This window comes from Paenibacillus sp. J31R34 (assembly GCF_059383715.1).
Genome location: NZ_JBXENU010000005.1, coordinates 437,035 through 449,421, shown reverse-complemented (window position 1 = coordinate 449,421; position 12,387 = coordinate 437,035). Strand labels below are relative to the sequence as shown.

Annotated in this window: 7 protein-coding genes; 2 read left to right on the top strand and 5 right to left on the bottom strand. The window is 52.1% G+C overall.

Annotated elements, in window-relative coordinates; all coding sequences use genetic code 11:
- Positions 1 to 48 precede the first annotated feature (48 nt).
- Positions 49 to 420, top strand: coding sequence for a cupredoxin domain-containing protein (locus AC50YG_RS16945; protein WP_494828144.1), 372 nt, complete (start codon positions 49 to 51; stop codon positions 418 to 420).
- Positions 421 to 791: 371 nt separating this feature from the next.
- A complete protein-coding gene (locus AC50YG_RS16940; protein WP_473760403.1) occupies positions 792 to 1,472 on the top strand; it encodes an SDR family NAD(P)-dependent oxidoreductase in 681 nt (226 codons plus the stop codon).
- A 165-nt stretch (positions 1,473 to 1,637) separates the two neighbouring features.
- Here AC50YG_RS16940 and AC50YG_RS16935 read toward each other — a convergent pair whose 3' ends face one another.
- The 5 genes from AC50YG_RS16935 to AC50YG_RS16915 form a co-directional block, all read right to left on the bottom strand.
- Positions 1,638 to 5,972 carry a hypothetical protein gene (locus AC50YG_RS16935; protein WP_494828143.1) on the bottom strand — a complete coding sequence of 1,445 codons (4,335 nt, stop codon included), beginning with the start codon at positions 5,970 to 5,972 and terminating at the stop codon, positions 1,638 to 1,640.
- Positions 5,973 to 6,451: 479 nt separating this feature from the next.
- Positions 6,452 to 8,896 (bottom strand): phenylalanine--tRNA ligase subunit beta, encoded by a 2,445-nt coding sequence (pheT, locus tag AC50YG_RS16930; protein WP_494828142.1) that lies wholly within the window; start codon positions 8,894 to 8,896, stop codon positions 6,452 to 6,454.
- A 24-nt stretch (positions 8,897 to 8,920) separates the two neighbouring features.
- Positions 8,921 to 9,952, bottom strand: coding sequence for a phenylalanine--tRNA ligase subunit alpha (pheS, locus tag AC50YG_RS16925; protein WP_341278817.1), 1,032 nt, complete (start codon positions 9,950 to 9,952; stop codon positions 8,921 to 8,923).
- 412 nt (positions 9,953 to 10,364) lie between these two features.
- Complete coding sequence (locus AC50YG_RS16920) at positions 10,365 to 11,171, bottom strand: copper amine oxidase N-terminal domain-containing protein (RefSeq protein ID WP_494828141.1); 807 nt, start codon at positions 11,169 to 11,171, stop codon at positions 10,365 to 10,367.
- A gap of 177 nt (positions 11,172 to 11,348) precedes the next feature.
- Complete coding sequence (locus AC50YG_RS16915) at positions 11,349 to 12,272, bottom strand: dihydrodipicolinate synthase family protein (RefSeq protein ID WP_494828140.1); 924 nt, start codon at positions 12,270 to 12,272, stop codon at positions 11,349 to 11,351.
- Between the last annotated feature and the right edge of the window lie 115 nt (positions 12,273 to 12,387).

The window sequence follows — 12,387 nt, the reverse complement described above, 5'->3', positions numbered from 1 at the left end:
AAAAATTCCGAATCATAAAGCGTGTAAGCAGAAAGGGAGCCGAACAAGATGAAAAAGTGGATTTTTCTTGCAGCCGTGATGTGCCTTGTTGCAATCATTGCCGCATGCGGGACAAGCGGGGGAGCAAGCGAAGCGGGCGGCGTTATAGATACAGATGCCAGTGCAGCCGAAGTCATTGTCAAAGCAAAGAGCTGGGAATTTGAGCAAACCGAATATAAGATCAAGCAGGGCGAGGCCATTAACCTTAAGCTTGAATCAACGGATGGCGTCCATGGCATCCAAGTTACCAAAACCGATATTACGATTCCAAACAATAAATCCAAAACCATTTCGCTAAAAGCTGGCGAATACACAATCGTATGCAACGTGCCGTGTGGTACAGGCCATACTAAAATGCAAGCGAAGCTTATTGTTGAATAAATGGATTTGAATTGGGGCTTCTTGAATCCCGCAACCAACCGCCAGTGCTCACCTTTGTGTGAACTCTGGCGGTTTTTGTTGTTTTTGCATGAAAAAATAGTAATCATACATGTGCAAAAGAACAAGCCACAGCCATGGATGAATTGATAAAGTCTTGGGCTGGCGCCGGATTTGATGCACTCATAAATCATAGCGATGTGTTTATGAGTTTTTCGATAATGGACTGAAATATCATTTTTCTTTTGCTACCCTTTAAGAAAAATTGATAACTGCCGCACTTTCGCTTCCTGCTTCCCTTTGATAAGATGGTCATGATAGCTAAAAGTTAGCGCTTACGATTTTTTCTTGCAAAAGCCGAAGGGAGAGATACGATGAGCCTTTTAAATGGGCGTGTGGCAATGGTAAGCGGCGCAGGCAGCGGGCTCGGAAGAGCCGCTTCTCTATCGTTCGCAAAAGAAGGCGCAGAGGTCGTACTGCTTGGCCGTCGATTGAACAAGCTCGAAGAAACCTTTGAGGCGATAAAGGAAGCTACCGGACGGGAAGCGCTTGTTATACCTACGGATATCACCGACGAACAACAAATAAAGCAAGCGGTTACTCTAGCTGTCGACAAATGGGGTAAAATTGACATATTGCTCAATAATGCCGCTGTGCTGGAGTCTGGCCATGTCATTGAGCTGACTTCAGAAAACTGGCATACGCAGGTCGCTACCAATTTGACAGGACCCTTTTATCTATCAAGAGCTGTCATTCCCTTTATGCGTAAAGAACGCTATGGACGCATTATTAATATTACGTCGGGCCTTTCCTGGAACGGTGCCGGAGGATATGGCGCCTACAGCGCAGCGAAAGCTGGCCTTGAGTCGCTAACCCGGACACTAGCTGATGAAGAACATGAATATGGCATTCTCATTAATTTATACAACCCTGGCACGCTTCGCACCGAAATGCATGCCACGGGCAAGGACCCGGCAGTTGTCACACCCGATTTGCTGCGGCTCGCAAGCCTGCCTCGCGGCGGTCCAACAGGCAGTACGGTCAGCTATGGATAATTAGGTGAGACGCTATTAATAAAAAACCTTGAAAGAAGCATGGGCAATGGCTCGCTGCTTCTTTCAAGGTTTTTTTTGCACCTACGCAGCGCGATATGCAAAAAAATCCGTTTATCTTAGCTTTTCCGGCACACCGGGCTAGATAAACGGATCATTTGTCATACGCTAGCTTTGCTCGATTAGCTCAATCCATTCATTGTATTCGTTTTGCAGCAAGGAGTACTCATGTGCCAGCTTGCCGTGCTCGATAGAAAGCTTCTCATGCTCTGCTCTGAGCTGCTCCGTCGATTGAACGGCCTCAGACCATTCCAGTTCAAGCTGCTGCCTGCGTTGATCAACTTGCTCGCTCTGCTGGGCTGCCGCAGCGGCTTGCGCCAAAGCTGCCTCCAGCTGCTCCTTCAAATGCCCCTCGCCAGCTTGCCGCTCGGACTCCGCCGCAACCATACGGTTAATTTCATCTGTCAAATGCTCGGAGTGCTTGCGCTCTTGCTCCATTTGCTCATCCATTTCCTGCTGTTTATGAAGTAAAACCTCGAGCTGCTGAGCTGCAATTCGCTCTCGTGCCGCAATCAATTCAAGCTGCTCTGTAAGCTCCTGCTCATGCCTTGCCAGCTGTCCCAGCCTTTCGTCCATCTCCAGCTCATGGAACTCTGCCTGTTCTACTTTCGCCTGAAGCTCTTCCAGCTTGCTTTGCCAAGCAGCCTGTTCATCCTTGCGGTGCTGCTGCGCTTTCAGCTCCTGTTCACGGTAAAGCTCGTCGAACTGCTGCTTCTGCTGCTCTATTAGACTAGCATATTCAGCTTGCTTCTCGATAAGCTGCTTCCTTAACTCCGAGCAATCACGTTCCAGTTGCTCTGACTGCTCCAGTTGTTCAAGCTTCAACAACTCCAGCTGATCGGCAAAATCCTGCTTGAGCTGGCTCGCAACCTCATCGCGCTGCTGTTCCAGCATAGCAAGCTGCCGCTGATGCTCCTGTGCAAGCTCTGCTTGAACAGCTTCGCTTTCCCGCTGCTTGGCTTCGAGCGCTTGTTCCTGCTCACGAAGCTTGAGCGTAAGCTCTGCCTGAGCAGCATCGCCCTCACGCTTCCTTGCCTCCAGTGCTTGCTGCTGCTCACGAAGCTGCAGCTCAAGCGCTTCACGCTCTTCTTCATATTGGATTTCGAACTCCAGCTGTTTTTCTTCCGCATTGTTTTTCCATTCTTCATGAAGCCGCGTTTGGGCCTCAAGCTGCTGTTCAAATGCCGCAAGCCGCTCCCGATACTGCTGCTCCTGCTCGCTTCTAGCCTGCTCATAGTGAGCTTGACGATCTTGCTGCAGCTGCTGAAGCTTGCCGAGCTCTTCCTCCAGCTCCATAACACGCAATTCAGCCTCATCCGCTTTAGCCGCTTCATTCGCCAAATATTTAGCCTGCTCAGCGATTTGCGCTTCTGCTTCCTTCAAGCGATTGCCTAGTTGCGCACGCGTCTCGGCATGCTGCTCATTTATGACATGCAGCTCGTCCAGCTGCTGGCGAATTTCGCCAAGCTCTGCGTCACGCTCCTGGCGCTCTTGCTCTAGAACTGCAAGGGAGGAGCGCAATGCTTCTTCCTGTTCCATAGCCTGCAACAAGTGGTCATCTGCCACGGTAATACGCTGTTCAAGCGCAGCTTTTTCCTTGGCAGCTTTCTCTTGAAGCTCGGCAACAGCTGCTTGCAGCTTAGCCCGTTCTTCTTCCCAATTTTTATATCGCAGAGCGAGGTCAGCCTTCAAGGCTTGCTCCTGCTCCGTTAACTCTTTCATATGTGTGGAAACCAGCTTTTCGACATTAGCCGATGCTTCCGCAAGCAGACGCTGCTCATGCTCGTCAAGCTGCTGCTGCTGCTGTTCAGCCGCACTAGACAGCTCCAGCTTCCATTCCTCTTCACGCTGCTCATGCTTCGCCTGCCAGCTCTGCTCCAGCTGTATGACACGCTCAGCTAGCTGATATGCAGCAAGCTCTAGCGCTTGGGCTTTAGCTGCACGCTCAGCAGACAACACCGCTTCCGCTTCTTCAAGCAGCTCTGCCGCCGTTGCCTGCTCGCGTTGCAATTCTGCTTGAGCTGAAGCTTCCAGCTCCGCTAGCTTCGCAGCCGCTTCGGCACGTTCGAGTTCGACGCGAGCTCGCGCTGCTGCTTCGGCTTCTGCCACCTTCGCTGCTGCTTCCGCTTGCTCGCGTGCAAGCCTCTCGTCTGCGGCACTCTTCTCCTCCGCAAGCTTCAATGCTGCATCAGCCTGCTCATGCTCCAGTTGCTCCTGCAAAGCTTTCTCGACCTCAGCAAGCCTAGCCACTGCTTGGGAACGTTCGTGCTCCAGTTGCGCTTGTGCAGACGCTTCCGCCTCTGTCAAAAGCTCCGTAGCTGCCGTACGTTCTTGCTCCAGCGCCTCTTCCGCTGCCGCTTTTGCTTCCAGCAGCTTCGCTTCAGCTACTGCCCGTTCACGCTCCAGTTGCTCCTCGGCAGCTTGCACTGCCGCTTCTGCTGCTGCAAGCTTGGCCGCCGCTTCCTCACGCTCGCGCTTCAGCAGCTCTTCCGCGACGTTCTGCGCTTCTGCGAGTTGCGCAGCAGCAGCTTCGCGCTCCCGCGCAACCTCTCTTGCCGCGCTGCTTCTTGCTTCGCTGGCTTTGGCTTCGGCTTCCGCCAGTTTAGCAGCTGCTTCAGCACGTTCGCGCTCCAACTGCTCCTGAGCAGACGCTTCCGCCTCCGTCAACAGCTCCGTCGCTGCCGCGCGTTCCTGCTCGAGCTCCGCTTTTGCTTCCAGCAGCTTGGCTTCCGCCTCTGCCTGCTCGCGTTCCTGCCTCGCCTTCGCACCCGCTTCTGCTGCCGCCAAGCTTGCAGCCGCTTCCGCGCGCGCCTCCGCAAGCGCTGCTTCCGCTCCGCTCCGCACTTCCGCCAGCCCCGCGGCGGCGGCCTCGCGCTCCCGCGCAAGCTGCTCCTCGGCGATGATTTCCGCCTCGATCAGCTTTTCCTCTACTTCCGCTATTTTCGCTGCCGTCTCGGAAATTTTCGCTTCCGCTTCGGTCAGCTTCGCTGCAGCTTCAGCACGTTCACGCGCAAGCATCGCTTCTGCCCCACTCTGCGCTTCCGCAAGCTTCGCTGTCGCTGCTTCACGCTCCCTCGCAAGCTGCTCCTGCGCAGAGGCTTCGGCTTCGTTCAGCTTTTCAACCACTTCCGCGAGCCGCTCTGCCGCTTCGGCGCGCTCGCGCTCCAGCTGCTCCTCGGCGATGATTTCCGCCTCGATCAGCTTTTCAGCTGCTTCCGCGCGCTCCCGCTCAAGCTCCTCTGACGCCACACTCTTCGCTTCCGCAAGCTTCGCTTCTGCTTCCGCGCGCTCCCGCTCAAGCTCCTCTGACGCTGCGCTCTTCACTTCCACAAGCTTCGCTTCTGCTTCCGCACGCTCCCGCTCTAGCTCCTCTGACGCTGCGCTCTTCGCTTCCGCAAGCTTCGCTTCTGATTCCGCACGCTCCCGCTCAAGCTCCTCTGACGACGCGCTCTTCGCTTCCGCAAGCTTCGCTTCTGCTTCCGCACGCTCCCGCTCAAGCTCCTCTGACGACGCGCTCTTCGCTTCCACAAGCTTCGCTTCTGCTTCCACTCGCTCCCGCTCAAGCTCCTCTGACGCTGCGCTCTTCGCTTCTGCAAGCTTCGCTTCTGCTTCCACTCGCTCCCGCTCAAGCTCCTCTGACGCTGCGCTCTTGGCTTCCGCAAGCTTCGCTTCTAGTACACCAAGCTTCGCTTCCGCTTCCGCGCGCTCTCGTTCCAGCAGCTCTTCCGCGACGATTTCCGCTTCAATCAGCTTTTCGGCTGCTTCCGCCAGCTTCGCAGCCGCCTCAACACGCTCGCGCGCCACCTGCTCCTCGGCAGCAGCCTCGGCTTCCGCAAGCTTTTCCGCTGCACTAGCCTGCTCTCGCGCAAGCGCGCCTTCAAGCGTCAGCTTCTGGGCAGCAAGCGTCTCCGACGCTTCCTCGCGCTGGCGCGCAAGCGCTTCCGATGCTTCCTGCTGCTGTGCTGCCAGCCGCTCGTCCGCTTCCGCCAGCATATCCTTCAGCTGATTTTCCGCTTGTGCGAGCGCATGAATCAGTTCCTCTGCGGCCTTCTTTTTCGCCTGCTCCAGCTCTGATTCAAAAACCTCCTGCAGCTCCTGCAGATCGATTTCCGCCTTTACCTGCAAAGCCTGGTACTCCTCGCGCAAGCTTGTCATCATCCCTTGGAGCTCTCCAAGCTGCTCGGCAAGCACTAGCCGCTTCGCCTCAGCATCATGCAGCGACTCATTGTCGCGTCGCAGGCGAAACACTTCCTCGGTCATCTGCACAGCTGCAAGCACTGCGATTTTTGGCAGATCCAGCTGTGGATAACCTTTGGCAATTTTATTCATGCTATCATCTATCATTCCGGCAATACGCCGCATATATTCTGAGTTGGAATGGCCCTTCAAACGATATTGATGCCCATATATATCAACGGTTACTACAGTTTGCTCAGTATCCATAAAGCATTATCCTCCTATAGGTGTTTCTCGCTCCCTTATCAATCAGCAGGATGGTTTCCCCAATCCTTATATAGAAGAACATATCACATAGAGTCTTATATTATAGTTGTATTATAGCAAGGTGAAACGGCTGTCGCCATCCTTTGACGGCGCGGCGCGTTTCAGTCCGAGAAATATAGAGAAGGGATAGAAACATCGTATCCTTTCCTATATTTCAAATATAAGTGTAACCGACTGCTTCTGTCTCAGACATGAAGCTTTTCTCATCTTTATATTTCAACCAAAATCCAACACAGACTCGCAAGCAACTATTTATCCATGTTTCAACTAACAAAAAGAACAAGTTTTGATGACAAAACGACACGGGCATCTGCCCTGGAAAAACTGTCCAAAGGCCTGCTCCTGCTCAAAAACAAAGCAAAAAGCCGTATCGATAGTCCACAAGGAACTATTTCGATACGGCGTGGAAGGTTTCCTGCCTATTTTCTTAATTCTGCTGCAAAAGATTGTTCTAATCCAGCGACGACCTTGGCATGCAGCTCTGTCACTTCTTCATCGGTCAATGTGCGTTCTGCATGACGGTATACGAGCGAAAGCGCTACGCTCTTTTTGCCCGCTCCCAGCTTCTCGCCCGTGAAGACGTCAAACACGCGTACAGACTCCAGCAGCTCGCCAGCCGTTTGCCATGCAAGGGCAGTCAGCTCGCCTGCAGGCACACTCATATCCAGCACAACAGCAATGTCACGCTGCATAGCCGGATAACGTGGAAGCGCCTTGTAGACGATTTCGTCTCCTGCCAGCTGATAAAGCGGCGCAAGCTCGATTTCCAGCACATACGTATCCGCCAGATCGCTTTCCAGCTGAAGCGTTGGGTGAAGCTGACCAACATAGCCGATGACTTCTGTTCCATGCTCGGTTTCCAGCTGAACAGCCGCCGTTCTTCCCGGGTGAAAATGCTCCGGCTGCGCCGCGGCATAGCTTACCTTATCAGTAATGCCAAGTACGGCAAACACCGTTTCCAGAACGCCCTTGGCATCATAAAAATCAACAGCAGCTGCCTTACGGTTCCACTGCGGCTCTACACGGTTTCCTGTCAGCAACGCCGCGAAGCGATGCTTCTCCTGAGGAAGACGCGTCAGCTTCTCTTCTTCTGTATGAAACACGCTGCCGATTTCAAAAATGACAGCCGACTCGTTTTTGCGATTGCGGTTATAAGCTGCTGTCTCCAGCAGCTGCGCAATCAGCGTCGTCCGCAGCACGCTGCGCTCCTCGCTCATCGGCATCGACAGCTTCACAGCCTTCGTCGATTCACCCGACAAAGCAGGGAACAGCTGTGTCCGCTCAGGACCTGTGAACGAATAGCTGATGACTTCGTGCAGGCCAGCATCCGACAGACGCTTGCGCAGCTCGCGGCGAATCGCTTGCGGCTTCGTCAGCGCACCTGGCGTTACATCGCCGAAAATCGGTGTAGTCGGAATGTTGTCATAGCCATAAAGGCGGGCAACCTCTTCAATTAAATCCACATCATACGAAATGTCGCCGCGGCGCGATGGCACTTCCACTTGGAATACATCATCTTCACTAACGCTATAGCCGAAGCTTAGGCGATTCAGAATCGTTTGCACTTCAAGGCTGGACAGTTCGGTGCCGAGGTAGCGGTTGATTTTAGCCAAAGCTACTTCAACGATTTGCTGCTTAGCCGGAGCTGTCGTCACTTCCACGATGCCCTCCGTAGCGAGTCCGCCTGCAAGCTCGGTGATCAAGGCTGCTGCACGGTTTAACGCCGGAATAACGCGGCCCGGGTCCACTTCCTTCTCGAAGCGAATGCTGGATTCTGAGCGAAGGCCAAATTGGCGCGATGTTTTGCGAACCGTGCCACCATCAAATCTGGCCGATTCCAGCAAAATATTAACCGTATCACCCGTTACCTCAGAACTCGCTCCACCCATCACTCCTGCAAGCGCGATTGGCTTCTCGCCGTCTGTAATGACAAGCATTTGCGGCTCTAGGCGGCGCTCTTGGTCATCTAGCGTAAGCATCGTTTCGCCTTCATGTGCCAAACGCACATCGATCCGTCCACTTTTCACCTGATCTGCATCAAAGGCGTGAAGCGGCTGGCCATATTCCAGCAGAACAAAGTTCGTTACGTCAACGACGTTGTTAATCGGGCGAATGCCTGCGGAAATAAGGCGGTTTTGCAGCCATAGCGGCGACTCGCCAATTTTCACGCCTTTAATGTAACGCGCACTATAGTGGAAGCACTGCTCAGGCGCGCTGATCGTAACTTGAACATGACTATCTGTGCGCTCGGAAGCGTGAGCAATAATCGGCTCAGGAATACGCACCTCACGGCCGGTCAATGCGCCGATTTCATACGCTGTGCCGATTACGCTGAGGCAATCCGAACGGTTCGGCGTCAAGTCGAGCTCCAGCACCTCATCGTTCAGCCCAAGCACATCAGCGATCGGCGTTCCGATTACCGTATGCGGCGGCAATACGAGAATGCCTTCCTGCTGCTCCTTCGGCAGCAGCTTGTCATTAATGCCAAGCTCTTTCGCCGAGCAGATCATGCCCTGCGATTCTACGCCGCGCAGCTTTGCGCGCTTTATATGCAAGTCGCCAGGCAGCTTTGCTCCAACGGTAGCGACTGGAACGAGCTGTCCCGCTTCGACATTTTTGGCTCCGCAGACGATTTGCAGCTCTTCGCCTGTGCCTACATCTACTTTGCACACGTTAAGCTTATCCGCATCCGGATGCTTCTCGCGCGATTTGACATAGCCGACAACGACGCCTGTCACTCCCTTATTGCGGGATTCCACCTCGTCGATCTCAATGCCTCCGCGCGTCATTTTTTCGGCAAGCTCTGCGCCCGTAAAGCCAGATAAATCAACATATTCATTCAACCATTGATATGAAATTTTCATCGCTTTGCTCCCCTTCCTTTCCTGCTACATTTTCGCGAATTGTTGTAAAAACCGAAGATCGTTCGTATAGAAATGACGAATATCGTCAATGCCGTATTTCAGCAGCGCAATGCGCTCTACACCCATGCCGAAGGCGAATCCGCTCACTTCGTTCGGATCGTAGCCGCCCATCTCCAGTACGCGTGGATGCACCATGCCGCAGCCGAGAATTTCCAGCCAGCCCGTCTGCTTGCACATCCGGCAGCCATGTCCGCCACATTGCGCACAGCTTACGTCAACCTCCGCGCTTGGCTCCGTGAATGGGAAGAAGCTTGGGCGAAGACGGATTTGTGTTTGCGAGCCGAACATTTGCTGGGCAAATTGCAGCAGCGTGCCTTTCAGATCGCTCATGCGAATGTTAGGCGCAATAACGAGACCTTCAATTTGATTGAACTGGAAGGAATGCGTCGCATCGTCATCATCGCGGCGGTATACTTTGCCTGGACAAATAACTTTGATCGGCTTGCCTTTCATTTCCTGCATTGTTCTCACTTGAACCGGGGATGTTTGCGTACGCATCAAAATATCATCCGTAATGTAAAACGAATCCTGCATGTCGCGCGCCGGATGGTTTTTCGGCAAGTTCAGCGCCTCGAAGTTGTAATAATCCGTCTCCACTTCCGGTCCTTCCGCAATCGTATAGCCTAGTCCGATGAAAATATCTTCGATTTCCTGTGCTACCTTATTAAGCGGATGTACGGCTCCAGTTGGCAATGCTTTGCCCGGCAGCGTCACATCAATCGTCTCGCCGCGCAAGCGTGCTTCCGTCTCGGCTTGCTGGAATATCGCCTGCTTCTCTTCGATAACGGCTTCAATCGCCGCACGCACATCATTGCCGACTTGGCCGATAATTGGACGCTCTTCTGCGCTAAGTCCGCCCATGCCGCGCAAAATTTCAGTGAGCGCGCCTTTTTTCCCTAAATATTTTACCCGCAGATCGTTAAGCACTTGCGGATTGTCTACCTGCTGCAGCTCCTGCAGCGCTTCGCCGCGCAAAGCCTCCAAACGTTCCTTCATCTGATGCTCGCCTCCTCATTCTTTTGAACAAACAAAAAAGGCCCCTTCTTCCCGCAAGGGACGAAAGAACCGTGGTACCACCCTAATTCGAACAATCTGCTTGCTCCCCTCTACAGACAGGGATAGCAATAGCTTGCTCCTCAATCCCGTTAACGGCGGGAACCGAAACATTCCTACTTGCGGACATGCAGCACCTGCTGGCGCCATGCCGGGTTCAGAAGTCTGCTCAGGAGCGAACTTCAGACAGCCTGTTTTCACGAAAGACGCTCTCAATCTATGGCGACTTCTCCCTGTGTGAAGGCACTGCTTACTTTTCTCCGTCTCAGCATTTCAACTCATATGGATACAATATCTTTTACATTATAAGCAAATGGATGGCGCGATGCAATAACTGCCTTGCGATTTGCCCGACTTATGCTCCCGAAATCGGACTTTTGCCTACGGTAAAGCTGACGCTATCCGCCTTCCATACGCCATTTGCCTTGATTATTTGGGTGTTTCGCATAATGTAATAAACTTCCCAAGCATCATGCGAGGTGTCCAGCGATTGAAGAAAGCTTCCCGTTGTTTTGGTCCTGTAGCTGCCGGTCGTTACAGGAGCTTTAAACGCATAGTCAAATTTGAGGCCCTTATTTCGAATAATGGTATTAATAAGTCGATCGGTAAAATAAGGCTTGAAATAAGTGCGAATCTGCTTAATGGATGATACATCAGCTGCTTCATTTAATTTATCGGACAGCTGCTTCAAGCGAGCTGCGGATGCTTTTTCAGCGGCCAAAAGCTTAACTTGCTCCACATATACAACAAGCTGCTTCCCTTCGAGTGTAATCGTTGCGACTTGGCCATATGAATTCCAGTCTACACCTGCACCCAGTATTTGACTTACGAAACGCAGAGGTACATAGGTGGTATTGTTGATTAATTGCGCCGGTACGTCGAGCTCCGTTTCAGCTTGATTGACAAGCACCTTTTTAGAGTTGATCGTAAGCAGCATTTCGATATCGTCTTTTTGGATTTCAATCGTCTGGAGCTTCTGGTTCCACCCTACAACAGCCCCCATATTTTGTGCAACATCGCGTATTGGTATAAGCATCCGGTTGTCCTTCAATTTTCCATTATTAAGCTCCACCGGCCGATCAGCAGCAAAAACAGGCGTGGAAAGGGCTGATACAGCCAGCAGAGCCGCTGCCATTAAGCCTAAAGCGAATTTTTTCAACATCATAATACCTCCGTCATAAAAAATAGCTGTTGTTATTATCCCTATTTATATAGACGTGTAATTCATAAAAAAGTTACCTTGCTGGTCACTAATGAGGACTTAATCGCCAGCAGCATAACAGGCTCGCAAAAAAAGCGCCACCTTTGAAAGATGACGCCGCCTGCTTCATGCGAGCTGCTAGCCTAATAGCGTTTGCTTGACATATTGATTGAATTTCCTGAACTGCTCGATCTCACGCTCATGTGTCACTTTGAAATCCGCTGCTTTTTTCGAACGGCTTTTCAGCGTGATATCCAGCCCCTCAAGCTGCAAATAATAGCGGGTGCCAATATGATAATGACGGCCCTCATAGAGACAGGAGGCGCCAAGATAGTTTTGCAGCCATTCAGCCTTATCCGGCTGCTTGTCCCAGTTGTCCGTCAGCCAAGCATACAAATCAGGCTGAAAGCTGGCGAGCATGCCGCTATAACCGCCGCCACCGAGCTGCATGACTTCGAGTACATGAGGATTGTTCGCTACAAATATGTTAAGCGGAGTACCCTCCGCTGCTTTGATTTTCGCCTTAATTTGCTCAAGATTGTTGCTGCATTCCTTCATAAAGGTGAATCTGCCCGTAGCTGAGCACCATTTGACGAGCTCCGGCGACAATAAGCGGTGATAAGGAATCGGACATTCATACAATCCGAAGGTTACGTCAGGAAACGTTTCCAAAATCGTTTGAGCACGTTTTTTCCAAACTTCTTCATCTTCATCCTCAGCAGCCAGACGGTTCGTCACGAGTACGAATGCATCCACACCCGTTGCTGAAATTTGCCTAATTTCCTCAAGCTGCTGCTGAAAGGACTCCGAAATATGGCCTGAAGCCACAACGGGAACTCTTCCCGCCGTCTTTTCCTGCACGAAGCGCGCTACCGCTACCCGTTCCTCCAGAGAGAGATGAAGCATTTCACTGGACAAGCACACGGCAAACAGCCCATGCACGCCATTGTCTATGTACCAATTAATCAGCTGTTCCAGAACCGGATAATCAATCTCATTATCCTTGGTAAACGGTGTAAGCATAACGGGCCAGACGCCTTTCGGTGCTTGCTTCACTTGCATTTAAACCCCGCCCTTCACATTATTGATCCCTTACATGTTACAACAGATGTATATGCTTTGAAACCGCTATAACTTATTTGCACTGATATTTAAACAAGACCTCCGGAAATATATT